At 36.2% G+C, this 17510-nt stretch carries 22 protein-coding genes and 3 pseudogenes; 20 read left to right on the forward strand and 5 right to left on the reverse strand.

The window, feature by feature from the left end:
* The first annotated feature begins 137 nt into the window (after window positions 1-137).
* From ACZZ95_RS22230 to ACZZ95_RS22265, 8 genes and pseudogenes are all read left to right on the forward strand, one after another.
* Complete coding sequence (locus ACZZ95_RS22230) at window positions 138-512, forward strand: response regulator (RefSeq protein WP_463470729.1); 375 nt, start codon at window positions 138-140, stop codon at window positions 510-512.
* A gap of 220 nt (window positions 513-732) precedes the next feature.
* Complete coding sequence (locus ACZZ95_RS22235) at window positions 733-954, forward strand: chemotaxis protein CheB (protein ID WP_463470730.1); 222 nt, start codon at window positions 733-735, stop codon at window positions 952-954.
* A pseudogene (locus tag ACZZ95_RS22240) lies at window positions 893-1411 on the forward strand (chemotaxis protein CheB); the annotation flags it as partial. The gene ACZZ95_RS22235 and the pseudogene ACZZ95_RS22240, both read left to right, overlap by 62 nt.
* On the forward strand, window positions 1380-2276 hold the full coding sequence (locus tag ACZZ95_RS22245; protein ID WP_463470731.1) for a CheR family methyltransferase: 897 nt from the start codon (window positions 1380-1382) through the stop codon (window positions 2274-2276). The pseudogene ACZZ95_RS22240 and the gene ACZZ95_RS22245, both read left to right, overlap by 32 nt.
* A 465-nt stretch (window positions 2277-2741) precedes the next feature.
* Window positions 2742-3290, forward strand: coding sequence for a hypothetical protein (locus tag ACZZ95_RS22250; protein WP_463470732.1), 549 nt, complete (start codon window positions 2742-2744; stop codon window positions 3288-3290).
* A gap of 93 nt (window positions 3291-3383) precedes the next feature.
* On the forward strand, window positions 3384-3683 hold the full coding sequence (locus ACZZ95_RS22255; protein WP_463470733.1) for a hypothetical protein: 300 nt from the start codon (window positions 3384-3386) through the stop codon (window positions 3681-3683).
* Window positions 3684-3685: 2 nt separating this feature from the next.
* Entirely contained in the window at window positions 3686-3952 is a 267-nt protein-coding gene (locus ACZZ95_RS22260; protein WP_463470734.1) for an ATP-binding protein, read from the forward strand.
* Window positions 3897-4019 carry an ATP-binding protein gene (locus ACZZ95_RS22265; protein WP_463471744.1) on the forward strand — a complete coding sequence of 41 codons (123 nt, stop codon included), beginning with the start codon at window positions 3897-3899 and terminating at the stop codon, window positions 4017-4019. Before ACZZ95_RS22260 ends, ACZZ95_RS22265 begins: the two co-directional genes overlap by 56 nt.
* Before the next feature lie 183 nt (window positions 4020-4202).
* On the opposite strand, the gene ACZZ95_RS22270 is transcribed toward ACZZ95_RS22265, so the two are convergent.
* Window positions 4203-4448 (reverse strand): hypothetical protein, encoded by a 246-nt coding sequence (locus ACZZ95_RS22270; protein ID WP_463470735.1) that lies wholly within the window; start codon window positions 4446-4448, stop codon window positions 4203-4205.
* A 367-nt stretch (window positions 4449-4815) separates the two neighbouring features.
* On the opposite strand from ACZZ95_RS22270, the gene ACZZ95_RS22275 reads away from it, so the two are divergent.
* The 10 genes and pseudogenes from ACZZ95_RS22275 to ACZZ95_RS22320 all read left to right on the forward strand — a co-directional run bounded on the left by ACZZ95_RS22275 (window position 4816) and on the right by ACZZ95_RS22320 (window position 9909).
* Complete coding sequence (locus tag ACZZ95_RS22275) at window positions 4816-5511, forward strand: NAD(P)/FAD-dependent oxidoreductase (RefSeq protein ID WP_463470736.1); 696 nt, start codon at window positions 4816-4818, stop codon at window positions 5509-5511.
* Window positions 5480-5911, forward strand: a complete 432-nt coding sequence (locus ACZZ95_RS22280; protein ID WP_463470737.1) for an NAD(P)/FAD-dependent oxidoreductase — start codon at window positions 5480-5482, stop codon at window positions 5909-5911. The genes ACZZ95_RS22275 and ACZZ95_RS22280 overlap by 32 nt, the downstream gene beginning before the upstream one ends.
* 34 nt (window positions 5912-5945) lie before the next feature.
* On the forward strand, window positions 5946-6659 hold the full coding sequence (locus tag ACZZ95_RS22285; RefSeq protein ID WP_463470738.1) for a methyltransferase domain-containing protein: 714 nt from the start codon (window positions 5946-5948) through the stop codon (window positions 6657-6659).
* Window positions 6656-7707, forward strand: a pseudogene (locus ACZZ95_RS22290) (type III polyketide synthase). The gene ACZZ95_RS22285 and the pseudogene ACZZ95_RS22290 overlap by 4 nt, the downstream one beginning before the upstream one ends.
* A gap of 50 nt (window positions 7708-7757) precedes the next feature.
* Window positions 7758-8195: a 3-hydroxyacyl-ACP dehydratase FabZ family protein gene (locus ACZZ95_RS22295; RefSeq protein ID WP_463471745.1), complete on the forward strand. Its 438-nt coding sequence runs from the start codon at window positions 7758-7760 to the stop codon at window positions 8193-8195.
* On the forward strand, window positions 8192-8338 hold the full coding sequence (locus ACZZ95_RS22300; protein WP_463470739.1) for a hypothetical protein: 147 nt from the start codon (window positions 8192-8194) through the stop codon (window positions 8336-8338). The genes ACZZ95_RS22295 and ACZZ95_RS22300 overlap by 4 nt, the downstream gene beginning before the upstream one ends.
* 104 nt (window positions 8339-8442) lie before the next feature.
* Window positions 8443-8907: a beta-ketoacyl synthase N-terminal-like domain-containing protein gene (locus ACZZ95_RS22305; protein WP_463470740.1), complete on the forward strand. Its 465-nt coding sequence runs from the start codon at window positions 8443-8445 to the stop codon at window positions 8905-8907.
* Window positions 8908-9022: 115 nt separating this feature from the next.
* Window positions 9023-9465 (forward strand): annotated as a pseudogene (locus ACZZ95_RS22310) (hypothetical protein).
* 4 nt (window positions 9466-9469) lie between these two features.
* Window positions 9470-9724, forward strand: coding sequence for an acyl carrier protein (locus ACZZ95_RS22315; RefSeq protein WP_463470741.1), 255 nt, complete (start codon window positions 9470-9472; stop codon window positions 9722-9724).
* On the forward strand, window positions 9721-9909 hold the full coding sequence (locus ACZZ95_RS22320; RefSeq protein WP_463470742.1) for a 4'-phosphopantetheinyl transferase family protein: 189 nt from the start codon (window positions 9721-9723) through the stop codon (window positions 9907-9909). The genes ACZZ95_RS22315 and ACZZ95_RS22320 overlap by 4 nt, the downstream gene beginning before the upstream one ends.
* Before the next feature lie 733 nt (window positions 9910-10642).
* Here the strand turns inward: ACZZ95_RS22320 and ACZZ95_RS22325 are convergent.
* The 3 genes from ACZZ95_RS22325 to mnmE form a co-directional block, all read right to left on the reverse strand.
* The gene (locus tag ACZZ95_RS22325; protein WP_463470743.1) at window positions 10643-11767 is read right to left on the reverse strand and encodes a site-specific integrase; all 1125 of its coding nucleotides are present in this window, start codon (window positions 11765-11767) and stop codon (window positions 10643-10645) included.
* Window positions 11760-12329, reverse strand: a complete 570-nt coding sequence (locus ACZZ95_RS22330) for a helix-turn-helix domain-containing protein (RefSeq protein ID WP_463470744.1) — start codon at window positions 12327-12329, stop codon at window positions 11760-11762. Before ACZZ95_RS22330 ends, ACZZ95_RS22325 begins: the two co-directional genes overlap by 8 nt.
* Window positions 12330-12615: 286 nt before the next feature.
* Window positions 12616-14016 carry a tRNA uridine-5-carboxymethylaminomethyl(34) synthesis GTPase MnmE gene (mnmE, locus tag ACZZ95_RS22335; RefSeq protein WP_463470745.1) on the reverse strand — a complete coding sequence of 467 codons (1401 nt, stop codon included), beginning with the start codon at window positions 14014-14016 and terminating at the stop codon, window positions 12616-12618.
* 169 nt (window positions 14017-14185) lie between these two features.
* Here mnmE and ACZZ95_RS22340 point away from each other — a divergent pair, with 169 nt between their 5' ends.
* Both ACZZ95_RS22340 and ACZZ95_RS22345 read left to right on the forward strand, forming a co-directional pair.
* Window positions 14186-15019, forward strand: coding sequence for a universal stress protein (locus ACZZ95_RS22340; RefSeq protein ID WP_463470746.1), 834 nt, complete (start codon window positions 14186-14188; stop codon window positions 15017-15019).
* Window positions 15020-15080: 61 nt separating this feature from the next.
* Window positions 15081-16853: a MutS-related protein gene (locus ACZZ95_RS22345; protein WP_463470747.1), complete on the forward strand. Its 1773-nt coding sequence runs from the start codon at window positions 15081-15083 to the stop codon at window positions 16851-16853.
* A 232-nt stretch (window positions 16854-17085) separates the two neighbouring features.
* On the opposite strand, the gene ACZZ95_RS22350 is transcribed toward ACZZ95_RS22345, so the two are convergent.
* Entirely contained in the window at window positions 17086-17499 is a 414-nt protein-coding gene (locus ACZZ95_RS22350; protein ID WP_463470748.1) for a winged helix-turn-helix transcriptional regulator, read from the reverse strand.
* Window positions 17500-17510 lie beyond the last annotated feature (11 nt).

Consider the following 17510-nt stretch of genomic DNA (forward strand, 5'->3'; position numbering starts at 1 on the left):
TGCCGGTATACCAAAATTAAAATCTATAACATTAAATAACAGCCCGCTAAATTCACTTACTCTGTACGCCATTTACACCCAAAAACATTTGTTATTTATAATTCATGCTCTGTATCGTGATCCTAAACACTAAAAAGATGAAATATAAAAACATACTACAAATTGACGATGATATCGATGACTGCAGTTTCTTTTCAGAAGCTTTGGAGGAGATCTCAGATGCCCAATACACCGCAATCCATAATCCCCTGCTCGCCCTGGAGAAACTCATCAGCAGGGAAATCTGTCCTGATATCATTTTTCTTGATTTTAACATGCCTGCCATGAATGGTATTGAACTGCTGGGCGAAATCAAAAAAGCGAAAGTACTGCTGGACATCCCTATAATCCTTTTCTCCACTTCAATTACAACGGAAGTGAAAAATAAAGCAGCAAGCCTGGGAGTGCTTGACTCTTTAATCAAACCAAGTGATTTCTGTGTCCTTAAAAAACTTTTAAGCCATATTGTATAACAAAACTCCTAACGCCGTCAGGCTTCCAAGAGTTTATAAAAAATACTGACCGGCAGAACATTCCGTAAAAAATACAGTAATTGTTTCGCAGGAACAATTGCTGGATTGTATGGATCCATTTTGGATTATTTCCCAAAATAAAAAACATCATTATAATAATAAAAGACTTCTTATATATAATAATAAAAGACTTCTTATATTTGACTATAAATAGCGACGCATGAACTTTCCCAATATAAATAAACCAGAAAAAACAACACAAAATTTCCCTGTCGTGGGCATCGGCGCCTCTGCAGGAGGGTTAGACGCATTTAAAAAAATACTCAAAACCATACCAAAAGATTCTGGAATGGCTTACGTGATCGTGCAAGCATTTATCACCCGATCACCCAAGCAGTTTAACCGATATATTGTCTCAATGCACCGAAATTCCGGTTCATGAAATTATTAACGACATCCATCTGGCTCCGAATCATATTTATATTATTCCTGAGAATAATAATCTCATCGCTGAAGGCGACGTTTTAAAATTACACCATAGAACAAGAGGTGATAGAAAAAACAACTGCATTGACATTTTCTTTGAATCCCTTGCCGCTGTTTATCAAAGTTTCGCCATTGGGGTAATTCTTTCCGGCACTGCTTTTGACGGAACTTACGGCTTAAAAAAAATCAAGGAATCCGGAGGTGTCACCATTGCACAGGATCCCGATACGGCGACTTTTAAAGGCATGCCGCAGAGCGCCATTGAGGCTGAGGTAATTGATCATATTGCCGCTCCTGAACACATTGCCGGCCAATTGGTAGAAATACAAAAAAGTTATGCCGTCAACCACGCCTACAGCGAAGAGGAGCATATACCAAAAGATGAAGAGGAAATCCTGCAAGCAGATTCTTAATGTCATTCTTTTAAAAACGGGTAACGATTTCAGCCACTATAAACAGCCGACTATCAGAAGACGTATTGCCCGAAGAATGGTCAGTGTACGCAGGGAATCCCTGGAAGATTATTTTAATCTGCTTAAAAATAATAAATCTGAACAGGATCTTTTGTTTACTGATTTACTAATTTCGGTTACCTATTTTTTCCGGGATACTGCATTTTTTGAATCCTTGCGAGAAACTGCCCTGCCGCACTTAATTCAAAACACGGTAAATAATACTCTGCGGATCTGGGTCGCGGGATGTTCCAGTGGCGAGGAAGCCTATTCACTGGCTGTCATCATCCACGAATACCTGGTTCTAAAAAATAACAAAGACCTAAAGGTCCAGATTTTTGCTTCGGATCTTTCAGAGAAATGCATCACAAAAGCCAGGGTCGCTATGTATACCGCGCAGGACGTGCGACATGTTTCTGCGTCGCGTCTCCAAAAGTATTTTACCAAACGCGACGGGCATTACCATATCAATAAAGTCATACGCGATATGTGTATTTTTGCCGTACACAATTTTATTAAAGACCCCCCATTTGCCCGTATAGATCTGGTCTCTTGCCGCAATGTACTGATTTATTTCGATCCATTCCTACAGCATAAAGTACTAAGCTCTTTTCACTATTCCTTAAAAGAAAAAGGACTTTTATTTCTGGGGAAATCCGAGACAACAGTCTCTGCGCAAAATTTATTTGAACCATTAGGAAAAAACGAAAAAGTATATGTCCGCAAGTATGCGCGGGCCGGTATGTTCCCGAAGCTTTTAAACCGTCCACACTTCATATACGCGACAAGGCGGATACCCAGGAAAAAAAGCTTTTCCACAGACTGATTTTAGAAAAATTGCCTCCGATATTTTATTTCAAAAATACACTCCGGCCAGTGTCATTATAAATGAGCACCAGGAAATTGTACATTTTCATGGAGATACCAGCTATTATTTACTGCCATCTCCAGGAAAACCTAATTTCAATATTCTAAAAATGGCCCGTGAAGGCGACGAGCTTTGAACTGCGCAATGCTATTTTAAAAGCAAAGACCGAACGTCAAAACATTATCAAAGAAAATATACGAGTTAAGGACCAGCCTTACCTGGTATCCTTTGAAATAGTTCTAATCCCAAACGATCCAGAACACCTCATGGTGCTTTTTCACAAAAAGTCACGCTCGAAATTGACTCGGGAGGTCATTCGGAAAGAAAAGTATCGGATCAGATCCGTTTCAATGAGCTTGAAAATGAATTAAGCCAGCTTAGAGAAGATATTAAACGCGTCACGGAAGAGCAAGCAGACTGCCTTTGAAGAACTGCAGACCACCAATGAAGAGCCGCTCAGCGGCAGCTGAAGAACTTCAAGCGATGAATGAAGAATTAGAAACCTCAACAGAGGAACTTCAATCCAATAATGAAGAGCTGATGTGCGTGAATGACGAACTCATGGACCGCCAGGAACAGCTCATCTCCCTGCGTAATTATTCCGAATCCATTTTTAAAACGATCCGCGAGCCGCTTTTGATTATTGATAAGGATTTTTTTGTCAAAAGTGCCAATCCTTCTTTTTATAAATATTTTCAAACCACTGAGAAAGAAACAGAAGGACAGTCTTTATTTGCAATCGGCGACTGCCAATGGGATATTCCGGAATTTAAAGAGCTGATTTTTAAAATGCTGGACGATAAAACGGCTATTGAAGATTTTAAAGTGGATACTGTGTGCAAAGGAATCGGCAAAAAAATCATGATGGTCAATGCCCGCCGCATTCTCAATGCCAAACCAGCGGGCATGATCCTGCTGGCACTTGAAGATATAACGGATATAACTGCCGCCAACGAGCAGACTGACCCTTAAAAATGAAAAGCTTCATACCTATAATGAGCAGACTGGAGACCTTTACCTCTTCAGCAAGCCATGATCTGCAGGAGCCGCCAGCGCAGAATACAAATGTTCGGCAGAAGAATATTAGACAAAGACCCTGAGATTTCCGAATCCAGCCGTCACAATGTAGAGCGAATGCTTTTTTCGGCACATCACATGATCCAGCTCGTTACGGATCTTATTGACTATTCCCGAATCAATTTTACAGAGAAAGAATTTAAAAAAACAGATCTGAATTTAATTTTAAAGAAAACTACCTCGGATTTAAGAGACCTGATACAGCAGACAAATGCTGTTATCACCGTAATGCCTCTGCCCTTACTGCAAGTCATTCCACATCAGATGCGCAGCTCTTTTCAAATTTAATTTTGAATGCTATTAAGTATGCAAAAGATGGGGTTACACCACAAATTAAAATTGAGAGCAGACAGCCTTCTGTCGCAGATGTACAGCAAATAGGCCTTAATGAAGAACTGCAGTATGTAAAAATCTGTGTCAGCGATAATGGAATTGGATTTGACCAGGTATTTGCCTCCAAAATATTTGAACCTTTTTACCGACTGCACAACTCTGAGCAGTATTCCGGCGACTGGAATGGGCCTGACATTATGCAGAAAGATTGTGTCCAATCATGAAGGTTTTATGACTGTAAAAAGTAAGGTTGATAAAGGAACTACATTTTATCTGTATTTACCTTTATAGTTGCATTGACGGCTTCCGATGGAAGCCGTCAAATAATAATATTAATAATATTACTCGGCAAGCCTAGATAGAAAGAAACACACAAAATTTAGCAAATAAATCTTTACTTGAAGTTTTTACAGCGCCGCTGACTTACAGCAATGCTGTCAGAAAAGCAACTTATAATCTGCATATTTTGCATCATCATTCCAGCAGACGGTGCATTGATCTGGAATTAAAATAATTAATCCAACATCTTCCAGCAAGCAGTAGTGCCTCAAGTACTTCTGCCTGCCGGCATCGCAAAGCTGTCACATTCATTGTCGGGTTACGCAGTTCGGTCAACGGAATAGCAATGCCGCTTACTTCTTCGAGACTGTAACTCTTATCCGTATTTTGAGCAAGTGTGTTTAGAATCTTTTTTACAATTTTAAATTTTACCGTCATCATTTGCGCCTTTATGATGTATAAATAGTTTTAAAAAAAATACCTCGATACACTGATTCATGCAGATTCTTTAAGAGATATTTATACATTTTAAATCTAGCGGTCGTAGTAAAAATATTTTTATATAATTCAAAACCGTACTTATAAAAATAACACCTATTTTTTAGTCCAGTGCAAGCATTTTGTAATGAAGATTTATAGCCAGATTTTTAAATTACTTTTATTTTACTATACGTCGCGTTTAAATTTACATATACTGCAAGTATGCTATTTTCAGCATATTGATAGACATAGCTTATTACGACAGTACCGTATCAATTATTGAAGCGGAAAATTATATTATATGATTTTTTTTTGCTAAATTGGTGATATGCAGACAACTTCAGATGTACTAATTATTGGCGACGGGCTGGCTGGTTTAACAGCGGCTCTACACCTGTCTCAAAAAAATCTAAAAGTAATACTTATTGAAAAATCTAATTTCCCCAGACATAAGGTCTGCGGTGAATATATTTCCAATGAAATTTTACCTTATTTAAAATGGCTAGGCGCGGATGTGACAGAACTTCATCCCACAAACATTACTAAATTTGAATTTACTGCAAATAATGGAAAAAAGGCAAAAGCAAAACTTCCTTTGGGAGGATTTGGCATCAGCAGATATGCACTCGACGATTTCTTATATCAAAAAGTATTAACGAGCCAATGTTGCGTAATTAAGGAAAATGTGACTGCTGTTTCTTTCGATAATGAAGTATTGACTGTTACAACTTCAAATCAAATTTTAAAGGCCAAAATTGTTTTGGGCGCATTTGGCAAACGTTCTACTATAGATCAGGTTTTAGATCGCTGCTTCTTCCATAAAAAATCACCCTGGCTGGCTGTAAAAGCGCATTATTCTGGTAACCTGGATAATGATCTTGTAGCACTGCACAACTTTAAAGGCGGCTACTGCGGGGTTTCCAAGGTAGAAAACGATATCATAAATATTTGTTACCTGGCTGATTATGCCACTTTCAAACAATATAAAAACATTGAGCAATACCAGCGACGAGGTACTATATAAAAACAAACATCTTAAAGCTGTTTTTGAAAACAGCACGCTTCTTTTTGAAAAACCACTTACGATAAGCCAGATTTCTTTTGAGAAGAAAAAAGCCGTAGAAAACCATATTATAATGATTGGAGATACCGCAGGGCTTATTCATCCGCTTTGCGGAAACGGAATGGCGATGGCGATTCACAGCGCAAAAATTGCATCGGAATTAATTTTGGAATTTTTTTCAAATCATACAATGTCCCGCGAACTATTAGAAAAAAAATATACCAAAGAATGGAAAAAACACTTTGGTAAGAGAATAGTGATCGGACGAATTCTCTCGCGTATCCTAACCCATAGAACAATTACCAACCTATTGATTACCATAGCGACGTCATTTCCCAGACTTTTAGCAAGCAATCATTAAACAAACGCACGGAAAACCTATAGCAATTCATTAAATGTCAATAAACACCCAATATAGAACACAGGAATCTGAAATAATGGATGATTTTTCTCTTCAGGGAGAAGATTTAAAAGAAGCACTTGACCAGATTGCCCGTATTAACCAATTACTCGGAGGCAATAAAGTTACGCTTCACGGCGTAAAAAGATTAATAAAAAAACTCGAACACACCAAAACAATCACAATAGCAGATATTGGATGCGGTAATGGAGATATGCTTCGCATGCTGGCCGCATTCGGTCAAAAAAATAAGTACACATTCAAGCTTATTGGTATAGATGCCAACGAATTCACTGTAAATTATGCGAAGGTATTGTCTAAAGAATATCCCAATATTGAATATGAGTGCATGGATATTTTTAGTGCGGACTTTAAACTTCTTAAGTATGATATCGTTTTATGCACTCTTACCCTGCACCATTTTAGAGATAATGAAATATTAAATATAATTACTATCTTTAAGAAGAATGCCCGGGCTGGAATCATTATTAATGACCTGCATCGCAGTAAAACAGCCTACCGGCTTTTTGAACTGATCTGTTCTATTTTTAATCTAAAAAGCATGTCGCGTGAAGATGGACTGGTATCCATTTTAAGAGGATTTAAGAAAAAAGAACTCGAAGAATTCTCTAAAAAAACTAATTTAAAAAACTATACGATAAACTGGAAATGGGCTTTTCGCTACCAGTGGATAATTACAAACAAATGAGTGTAAAAATAGTTACCGCCGCCAAACAGCCACGCAATATTCACGCGAAACCAAAGATATACTTCCAATGCTGGAAGGCTGGCTTGATGGGCAGGATGAACGTTTTATAAAAAAAGTAAAAAAAATATTTGAAGGTGCCGCTGTTGATAAACGTTATTCTATAATGGATCCGCAGGAAGTTTTTACTGCCAGTTCGTTTGAGCAAAAAAATGACATTTATACGCGGGAAGCAATTATTTTAGGCGAACAGGTACTGCAAAAAGCTCTTCAAAAAGCAGATTGGGAGCCAAAAACGCTGGATTATATCATTACCGTAAGCTGTACCGGTATTATGATTCCCTCCTTAGATGCTTACCTGATCAATAAAATGAAATTGAGACAGGATATTGTACGTCTTCCTGTTACAGAAATGGGTTGTGCTCGCTGGGATATCGGGTATTATATATGCCAAAAATTTTCTAAAAGCCAATCCCGGAAAACGTGCGACGGTCATCGCTGTGGAATCACCAACGGCAACATTTCAGCTTGATGATTTTTCGATGCCTAATATTGTCAGTGCCGCAATTTTTGGAGATGGAGCGACCTGCTGTTTACTTTCTTCTTATGAAGACGACTATGGTCCTGAAATTCTAGACGAAGAAATGTATCATTTTTATGAAGCCGAACATATGATGGGATTCCGACTAACCAATACTGGTTTACAGATGGTTTTAGACATTGAAGTTCCTGATACCATTGCATCACATTTTGGCGGCATTATTCATCCGTTCCTTCAAAAGAACAATTTAGAAATCAAAGATATAGACCACATGATATTCCATCCCGGCGGAAAAAGATTGTCACGACCGTTGAATCGCTTTTTGCAGGTTTGGGAAAGAATATAGATGATACAAAAGAAGTACTCAAGTACTATGGCAATATGTCAAGCGCCACTGTATTATATGTTTTAGAACGCATTATGGACGGGAAGCCCAAAGCAGGAGAAAAAGGACTCATGCTTAGTTTTGGTCCTGGATTTTCGGCACAAAGGGTTTTATTACAGTGGTAATAATTTAATGGTGAATGATGAATGATGAAAATTAATAGAATAAAAATATGATGAAACCAACTGATATTTTAGCGCAACGCCTCTACAGTAAGCCTTTTTTGTTTGTGGATGAGCCGCTTGATGTGGATGAAAATGGTGTGACCGGAACTTATACTTTTACCAAAGATCTTGATTTTTATAAAGGGCATTTTAAAGACAATCCTGTAACTCCAGGTGTAATCCTGACCGAAACTATGGCACAGATTGGAATGGTCTGCCTGGGTATTTATCTATTGGGCGATGCTTTTAATAAAGATACTGTAATTGCATTCACCTCTGCTGAAACGCAGTTTTTAAAACCCGTCTACCCAAATGAAAAAGTAACAGTAACTTCTCAAAAATTATTTTTCAGGTTTGGAAAATTAAAGTGTGATGTCATTATGAAAAACCAAGCTGGACAGGAAGTCTGCAAAGGCATTTTGTCTGGCATGATTACCAATAAATTATGAGTAGAAGAGTGGTCATAACAGGTCTGGGTGTAGCGCTTCCCAACGGGGTTGGAATTGTCGCGTTCAGCCACGCTGTAAAAAATGGACTATCCGGAATCCGCCATGACAAGCACTGCAGGAACTTCAGTTTTCCTGTCAGATAGCGGGTAAACCCGAAATATCCGAAGGACTCAAATCAAAATATTTTACAGAACTTGAACTTCGAGGTTTTAACAGTACGGGTATTTTATACGGTGTTATTGCAGGAATGGAAGCTTGGGAAAATGCCGGACTGCCAGTAGAAAATAATGAAGAGCCGGATTGGGAGAGCGGTACTGTTTTTGGATCTGGAACTTCCGGTATCGATAAATTCCGCGAAAGCATTTATAAAATAGATGAATTACAAACTCGAAGACTGGGAAGTACTGTTGTGGCACAAACTATGAACAGCGGTATCAGCGCTTATCTCGGCGGGAAATTGGGACTCGGAAACCAGATTACCACCAATTCATCTGCCTGCGCAACAGGAACAGAAGCTATACTGATGGCTTTTGACCGCATACATTCCGGACAGGCTAAACGCATATTGGCAGGAAGTACAAGCGACAGCGGACCTTACATTTGGGCTGGATTTGATGCTTTACGTGTCTGCAGTTCAAAATACAATGATAAACCCGAAAAGGGTTCACGGCCCATGAGTGTTACTGCTCGCAGGATTTGTCCCCGGAAGTAGCGCTGGAGCGTTGGTGATCGAAGATCTGGAAAGTGCCTTACAACGCGGTGCAGTTATATACGCCGAAATATTGGGGGGCCATGTAAACTCTGGCGGACAGCGCGACAATGGAAGCATGACAGCACCTAACAGCACTGCCGTACAGCGATGCATCAAAAATGCAATTCAACATGCAGGTATTGCGCCGAGGATATTGATGCCATAAACGGGCATCTTACCGCAACTGCAAAGGACAGTCTGGAAATTGAAAACTGGACAAAAGCGCTAGGTCGAAAAGGAACTGATTTCCCGTACATCAATTCCTTAAAAGGCATGACCGGACACTGCTTAAGCGCGACGGGCAGTATAGAAAGTATCGCGACGGTATTACAGCTTGATGAAGGTTTTGTTTTTGGAAATACGAATTGTGAAGATCTTCATCCTGAAATTAGTTCGCTTATAAGCGCTACAAAAATACCTCTACAAACAGTTTATAGCGACTCTAGGATAATTGCCAAAGCAAGTTTTGGTTTTGGTGATGTAAATGCCTGTGTAATATTTAAAAAATTTCAAAAATAAGTATATGAACAAAGAAGAAGTTATCGCAAGACTAAAAGTAATCATTAAACCTTACGCAACAAATACCCAAGCGTATGACAACCTTACCGAAAATACTGATTTTATAAATGATCTAAACATCAATTCAGCTAATCTGGTAGACATAATCCTTGACATGGAAGAAACTTTTGATGTGGTGATTGACAACTCCGATATGGAGCGAATGCTGGACGTTAGAACGGCTGTAGAAATCATAGAAACCAAACTGTCCGAAAAGTGATCGGCAATGATGTCATCGATATACTGCAGAGCCGCAGGGAAAGTAATTGGCGCTGCAGGGGTTTTACAGCAAAACTATTTACCGATGAGGAACAATTGCTCATCAAAAAATCTTCAGATCCAGAAATCATGGTTTGGATACTTTGGAGTATGAAGGAGGCAGACGTACAAAGTTTACAATCGTAAAACGAAAATAAGGCAATACATCCCTAAGAAATTAAGTCGCACTATAATATCACAAAAACAAAATTCTATAAGTGGGAAAGTTACCTGCCTGGAAAATACGTACCACACCCAAACCATTCTTTCAAAAGACAGTATCCATACAATAGCGGTCACTGTTTTAGAGGATCTAAACCAAGTAATAGAAATTGAAAAAAAAGCAATTCTAAAAGATAAACAAGGAATTCCTTATCTCGCAGTTTCTTCACAAAACAGGTCGCAGGATGTTTCTATAAGCCATCACGGAAGGTTTGAAAAAGTAGTAACAGTCCGAAGCTAAATCGTACTGCTTCTCAGCGCTTCAAATAATTTTCCAGATTCTTTTTACGCTAATACTTTAATAGTATGCCACTCGCGACTATAGCTTAGATGCTTGCATTTTTATACTTAATATTGTTATGTAGATGCACAATACCTGTAATCCTAATTACCGCTCAACTGCTGATTTAATTTTATATCTGGTAATTTATGCAAGTGGCGCTTGCACGATTAAAAAATCAGGGTATAGCGTATTTACTAAATGTTCTACTATTTGTGGACGAATAAATCCATTGAGATATACTTATAGTATTTAATTTCATCATATTAACAGACCAAATAAGACACCGCATTAAATTAAAACACCCCATTAAATAATGAGGTGCATTTAAATTTCTAACACATAAAAAATACTGAGCCTTACTCCAAAGAAATTCTGTTAGCAAGCATCCCTTTTCTTCTGGTCAATCACTTTTGCATAGATCTGAGTAGTTTTTACACTCTTGTGTCCGAGCATTTTGGAAATAGTAAAAATATCAGTTCCTGCTGTCAGCTGTAAAGTTGCATAAGTATGTCTGAAACAGTGAAAGGTAATATGTTTCTTAATACCCGATAATGCTACCCACACAGGAAGCGTACGGTCAACATCCCATTTATTTAAATCTTTAAATACCTTTTCATTTTCCCCTTTTCTCTTTCCCAGCAGTTCAAAAGCTTCATCAGAAATTGGTATTGAAGCTGTACCTTCGGTTTTTTTCTGCCTGAAAATAATGTAATGCCCATCATTTTCAATGTGATGCAGTTCGGACCAGATCAGCTTGGAAATATCCGAATACCTAACCCCCGTAAGAACAGAAAACATAGAAATCTTACGGACAATCAAATTAGGACAGGGCGTTGCAAAGAGCCTGCGGGTTTCTTCAAGGGTCATGAAATTTCTTTGGGATTCCATTTCCTTTATCGATCCTATCTTTGCATTTACATCCGTTTTCAGTTTATCTTCTTTGTAGGTCGCTTTCAGGGTTGTTTTTATTTTATTATAGTAAGAAAGAGCCGTATTTCGAGACAACTGTTTTTTATTCTTTCTTAAACTTTTAGCTTTTAAAAGATAATCCCTGTAATCTTCAATTAAAGTAACAGTCACGTCCTTAAATAGCAGGTCCCTCCCTTTTAAAAAAGCTTCAAAATGAATAATAGCACTGGCCCAGATTGATAAATTGTTACCTACCTTCTTATTTCCTAAATTTTTATAATATTGAAGAAAAGATTCTTTTCCTACTGCTTGTATCTGAAGCTGTTCTTTTTCAAATGAGGAATAAATTTCACTTTTATTAATTTCATTCTGTTTTCTTGCCCGAATGAGTTCAGCAGTATGAAGGTTTTCGGTATTACTCATTTTCTCATACTGATCGGCAGGCTTCTGGTAAAGATAGAGTTTCAAAAATTCGCGTCTTGAGAAACTGTTGGTTTTTGAATCCCAAAATGGAGGGTAATAATCTAGATAAAGAGATAACCTTCCTCCAGAAATAACTTTCTTTCTTAGTGTAATAATACTTTTACTCATGATCAATACCTTTTAAATAAACATCTAAATCCTTTTTCTGCACGTATGTATATTTACCTGAAGTAATTTTTTTTATATCATACTTTTTAATAATAAAATACAAGCCGCTCTGGCTAATGTTATAAGCCGCCTGTGCCTGGGTAATGGTATAGCAGTCATCCATATCAAAATCAATTGTATTGTTGTCACTACCTTCAGCCTCAGGTTTCTGAACAGTAAATAAATTGCTTATGCTGTGTTTACATATCAGGGTTCTTCTTCCAAGTTTTACAATATCTAAATCATTTCTGGCAATCATTCTGAATATTGTCCTTCTGCTGATTCCAAAAATCTGGCCGCACTGTACGATGGTAAAAAAATCCTGCTTTTTCAGCACCTCCAAATCATAGCTTCTCATGCCTTCAGATGTCTCTTCCGGAACATCATTAGTTATTTGTCTTTTTCTAACCTTGTAGCTCTTACTCCCGCATTTATGGGAGCAGAAGCGTGTTTTAATTGTCTGCGCGATAAATTCATTACCGCAAAATTCGCAGATTTTGTTAATCCGAATGTTTGAACTCATAATTTTCTTACATTTTTAAGTTATGTGTCCTACTTTGTCCGTTCTTTTGTGCCTTAACGTGCCGCAAGGTGCGTTTATGCGCCACTGTGTGCCATTGAGTGTCATAATTTGTCCTTTGAGGTACAAATATTTGTACCTCGAAATTCGAGGTACAACTGGGGTACAAATCTGAGCAAAACAACCATCAAATATTCCAAAAAACAATTGAATAAAAAAAGAGCTAAAATGTTAATTACCACCATTTTAGCTCTTTTGCTTGTTTTTATTTTGCGTTTCTTTGCGCCTTTTATTTGCCGATGCAGAAATTTGCGAAGATATTCCCAAGCAATTCGTCATTTGAGACCTGACCTGTAATCAGTCCAAATTGGTACAAAGCTTCTCGGATATCCAGCGCCATAAGATCACTTGAAAGACCTGTTTCTAAACCAAATTTTACTTTCTGTATTTCATCCAAAGCTTTTAATAAGGAATCATAATGTCTTGTATTAGTTACAATCGTTTCGTTATTACGAAGTGCCCCAGTATTTACAAAAGATAATAATTCATTCTTCAAATCCTCTACACCTACTTTTTCTTTCGCAGAAATTAATAAAAGTTTGGCGTTTAAATTTTCAAGTTTAGTGGTGATGTTTTGAACTTCATCTGCAGATAAAACATCTTTTTTATTCACTACAATAAGCAATGGCTTTAAGGGATATTTATTTTTGATTTGTTCAATTTCAGAAACAAAATCAGAACTTGACGTTTGAAATTTCAATCCGTCAAATAAATAAATTACCACTTGTGCCTGTTCTATTTTTTCGAAAGTTTTCTTTATTCCAATACTTTCTACAACATCTTTGGTATCACGAATTCCGGCAGTATCAATAAATCTGAATCCGATACCTCCAATTACTAGTTCATCTTCGATTGTGTCGCGGGTTGTTCCTGCAATATCCGAAACAATTGCTCTTTCTTCATTCAATAAAGCATTCAGCAAAGTCGATTTTCCAACATTGGGCTCGCCGACAATAGCAACTGGAATTCCGTTTTTAATGACGTTTCCAACCGCAAACGAATCGATCAAACGCTTTAAAACAAATTCAATTCGGTTTAATAATTCATGAAACTGAGTTCTATCTGCAAATTCTACATCTTCTTCTGCAAAGTCTAATTCTAATTCGATTAAAGAAGCAAAATTTAAAAGTTCTTCACGAAGTTTAGCAATTTCATTACTAAATCCGCCTCGCATTTGTCGCATGGCAATTTGGTGCGAAGCTTCGTTATCAGACGAAATCAAATCGGCAACGGCTTCTGCCTGTGATAAATCTAGTTTTCCGTTTAAGAAAGAACGAAGAGTAAATTCACCTGCATCGGCCATTCTACAGCCATTTCGAAGTAATAACTGAATAATCTGCTGTTGAATATAAGTTGATCCGTGGCACGAAATTTCAATCGTATCTTCTCCTGTATATGAATTCGGACCTTTAAATACCGAAACCAAAACTTCATCAAGCGTTTTGCTTCCGTCTACAATATGTCCTAAATGAAGTGTATGTGTTTTCTGTTTGGTTAAATCTTTGTTTTTGATAGATTTAAAAACCGAATTACCAATCGTAATGGCCTCGGATCCTGAAATTCGAATTATGGCGATAGCTCCAGCTCCAGATGGTGTGGCCAAAGCGACTATAGAATCTTGATTTATCATGTCGCAAAGGTATAAAAAAAGGAATAATTTCTTTTGAATTGAAATCCTATCTTAAATCTTAAAATTAATAGGTATTAACAAATCATTAAGTGTTAAAATACTGATAATTATCAGGTTGTTTTCCTCTTAGAATGAGTAAATTTGAGAGACAAACCATAATCCTAATAAAATGAAAAAGATATTATTCCCTACCGATTTCTCTGATGCATCGACAAATGCATTTGTACATGCTTTAGAATTTGCTAAAATTGTGAAAGCCGAATTAATCTTGCTTCATACATTTGAAATTCCAGTTTACGACAGCCAGTTCTTCCCAGAGAATTATGCTTCTATATACAGTTCAATCGAATTAGCCAAATTTGAAATGTTCAAAGATGAAATTCCAAAATTAAGAACTATTGTCGCCGAACGTAAATTAGACGATATTGTAATCAAACACCGTTTAATGGACGGCGATCTTTTATACAATCTCAAAAACGCGGTTGAAGAAGATCAAATCGATTTTGTAATAATGGGAACAAACAGCGAATCGGACTGGACAAAATTCTTTACGGGGTCTAATACAAACTCTGTTATCTCGGGAGTTGAAGTTCCGGTTTTATGTGTTCCTCTTGAAGCTAAATTCAAAAAAATCAAAACGATTGGTTTTACAACACGTTATCGTGAAAAAGATAAAAAAGAGCTTAAGAAAATCCTGAAAATAGCAAAGAAAACAGATGCAAAAGTTAAAAGTCTATATGTGAAAACATCCGATTCTGATGTTTCTGATGTAACAGTAAAAGAATGGGAAAGAGAATTTGCTGAAGAAAATGTGGAGTTTTTAGTTTTGCCGAGCGACGAAGTTAAAGAAACAATTCTAGACTTTATTTTGTACAAAGACATTGATATATTAACAACTATTACACACAAAAGATCTTTCTTTGAAAGTCTATTTGACTCCAGTTTTACTAAAAAGATTTCAAAAGAAGTTCCAATTCCTGTATTAGTTATGCATGAAGATTAATTCTAATATCTGATGATTTTGTCACTTAAAAGTTATATTTGTATTTCAGTAAATTATTCTAATGAAAGCATATCAAGACAAAGTCAGCACGTATTCAGAACTTTATAATAAAACCAACAAAAAATATAACAGCATAAGCCTTTTGAGGTTATTGAGTATTTTTCTTTTACTGTTTTTCATGTTTTATTACATCAAAACAAGCGAAATACTTTATGTCATTTTAGCTGTTCTGTCTTTTGCTGGTTTTATCATTTTAATGAGAATCCATTCGCGATTGTCTTTTGAGAAATTATTGGCCGAAACACTTCTCAAAATCAATCAAAATGAAATTTCTTTCTTAAAAAGAGAAAAAACATCATTTGAAAACGGAGCTGAATTTATCGATTTTCATCATCCGTATGCTTACGATTTAGATATTTTTGGAGAACATTCTTTATTTCAAAATATAAACCGAACAGCCTCTTTTATCGGAAAAAAAACACTCGCAGACCTTTTATTGCATACACTTCCTGAAGTCGCCATTTTAGAAAATCAAGAAGCTGTAAACGAATTGAAAACTAAAGTTGACTGGAGACAGGAATTTCAAGCTTTAGCCATAATAAGCGAAGATTCTAAAGCATCTTACGAAGCAATAAAACATTGGATTTCTTTTAAAAATAATTCCTTACCTAAAGTTTTAATTGCACTTTCAATACTTCTTCCAACATTATTTTTTGGACTTTTAGTCGCATATTTATTTACTTCAAAAACTATTTTACTATCGTATTTGACGTATGTTTTTATTGCGAATTTAATTGTTTTAGGAAGATCTGTAAAAAGAATCCAGTCAGAAATAGCGAAAGCAGATAACGTTGATAAAATCATAAAACAGTATAGTTTATTGATGGAGAAAATCGAAAACGAATCTTTCCAGTCCAAAAAATTAATACGATTACAGGAACAGCTTCATTTTAAAAATGCAAAAGCCAGCCAGCATTTAAAACAGCTTTCAGAATTGTTTTCGAGAATGGATACCATAAGTAATTTTGTAACTGCAACTTTGTTCAACGGCACATTTTTATTTAATCTGCACGTTTTAAAAGCGCTTTTGAAATGGAAAGACAATTACGCTTCTGAACTTGATCACTGGATTTCTACTATTGGCGAAATTGAAACTTTAAATAGTCTTGCCAATTTAGCCTACAACAATTCTGATTTTGTTTTTCCTGAAATCAATTCAGAATATAAAATTGAATTTAAAAACCTTAGTCATCCGTTATTGAATCCTGCAACTCGAATAGGAAATGACACTAATTTTTACCCGCTTTCTTTTGTGATTTTGACAGGTTCTAATATGTCGGGAAAAAGTACTTTTTTAAGGAGTTTAGGAATCAATATGGTATTGGGCGGAATTGGTTCAGTTGTTTGTGTCGCAGAAGCTAAAATACATCCACTTCCAGTATTGGTTTCAATGCGTTTATCAGATTCTTTATCGGATAGTGAATCTTACTTTTTTGCTGAAATTAAACGTTTAAAACAGATCATGGATGCGCTTGAAAATCAGCCTGCTTTTGTTTTATTGGATGAGATTTTAAGAGGTACAAATTCTGATGACAAAAGAAATGGAACTATTGAGGTTGTTAAGAAAATAATTTCTAAAAAAGCCGTCGGTGCAATCGCTACACACGATATAGAAGTCTGCTTAACAACAAACGAATATCCAGAAGTTTTAACCAATCAATGTTTCGAAGTTGAGATTCAAAATAACGAATTACACTTCGATTATAAACTCAGAAACGGAATCTGTAAAAATAAAAGTGCAACTTTTTTAATGCAGAAAATGGGGGTTATTTAATGGTTAATTGTTAATTGTTAATTGTTAATTGTTAATTGTTGATCGCTAAATTGATAATTGATTATGGATAGTTGAGTCGTACTTGGTGCTTATTCTTAGACTTCGCTCAGAAAGACAACATGAAAATAAAATCTCTGACCATCATTAATCAACAATTAAGTATTAACCATCAACTATAAACCATCATCTATAAACTATCAACTATCAACTATCAACCATTAACAATTAACCATCAACACTTCTCTCTCATCTTCTTTACAGATTTTTCTATAAAATCTGTTTTGTTTTGTTTTGCTTTTTCTAGTATAACTTTTCTTTCTTCTGGGATTTCATAGTATTTCTCGGCCCATAAACTGATTTCTAATACAACCGGGAATAACTCTATTCCTTTTTCGGTTAGTTGATACAGTACTTTGGCTTTACTTTCGGGATGTTCCAATTTTACAATTAAATCATTTTCTTCTAAAACGAGAAGTCTGCTTGCCAAAATATTGGTAGCAATTTTTTCTTCTGACTTTAAAAAATCTCCATAAGTACATTGTTTTTTAAACATCAAATCCCTAATAATCAACAAAGACCATTTATCTCCCCATATTTCCAGAGAAGTACTTATTGGACATTTTGACCTTTTTTTTGAAGTCGCCATAAAAATAAATT

This window comes from Flavobacterium sp. AC267, assembly GCF_979258715.1.

Bases quoted from the DNA above. Each gene is read 5' to 3' on its own strand.
- ACZZ95_RS22230 (WP_463470729.1), top strand. From the start codon at position 138: ATGAAATATAAAAACATACTACAAATTGACGATGATATCGATGACTGC.
- ACZZ95_RS22235 (WP_463470730.1), top strand. From the start codon at position 733: ATGAACTTTCCCAATATAAATAAACCAGAAAAAACAACACAAAATTTC.
- ACZZ95_RS22245 (WP_463470731.1), top strand. From the start codon at position 1,380: ATGAAGAGGAAATCCTGCAAGCAGATTCTTAATGTCATTCTTTTAAAA.
- ACZZ95_RS22255 (WP_463470733.1), top strand. From the start codon at position 3,384: ATGTTCGGCAGAAGAATATTAGACAAAGACCCTGAGATTTCCGAATCC.
- ACZZ95_RS22270 (WP_463470735.1), bottom strand. From the start codon at position 4,448: ATGATGACGGTAAAATTTAAAATTGTAAAAAAGATTCTAAACACACTT.
- ACZZ95_RS22275 (WP_463470736.1), top strand. From the start codon at position 4,816: ATGCAGACAACTTCAGATGTACTAATTATTGGCGACGGGCTGGCTGGT.
- ACZZ95_RS22285 (WP_463470738.1), top strand. From the start codon at position 5,946: ATGTCAATAAACACCCAATATAGAACACAGGAATCTGAAATAATGGAT.
- ACZZ95_RS22295 (WP_463471745.1), top strand. From the start codon at position 7,758: ATGAAACCAACTGATATTTTAGCGCAACGCCTCTACAGTAAGCCTTTT.
- ACZZ95_RS22300 (WP_463470739.1), top strand. From the start codon at position 8,192: ATGAGTAGAAGAGTGGTCATAACAGGTCTGGGTGTAGCGCTTCCCAAC.
- ACZZ95_RS22305 (WP_463470740.1), top strand. From the start codon at position 8,443: ATGGAAGCTTGGGAAAATGCCGGACTGCCAGTAGAAAATAATGAAGAG.
- ACZZ95_RS22315 (WP_463470741.1), top strand. From the start codon at position 9,470: ATGAACAAAGAAGAAGTTATCGCAAGACTAAAAGTAATCATTAAACCT.
- ACZZ95_RS22325 (WP_463470743.1), bottom strand. From the start codon at position 11,767: ATGAGTAAAAGTATTATTACACTAAGAAAGAAAGTTATTTCTGGAGGA.
- ACZZ95_RS22330 (WP_463470744.1), bottom strand. From the start codon at position 12,329: ATGAGTTCAAACATTCGGATTAACAAAATCTGCGAATTTTGCGGTAAT.
- mnmE (WP_463470745.1), bottom strand. From the start codon at position 14,016: ATGATAAATCAAGATTCTATAGTCGCTTTGGCCACACCATCTGGAGCT.
- ACZZ95_RS22340 (WP_463470746.1), top strand. From the start codon at position 14,186: ATGAAAAAGATATTATTCCCTACCGATTTCTCTGATGCATCGACAAAT.
- ACZZ95_RS22345 (WP_463470747.1), top strand. From the start codon at position 15,081: ATGAAAGCATATCAAGACAAAGTCAGCACGTATTCAGAACTTTATAAT.
- ACZZ95_RS22350 (WP_463470748.1), bottom strand. From the start codon at position 17,499: ATGGCGACTTCAAAAAAAAGGTCAAAATGTCCAATAAGTACTTCTCTG.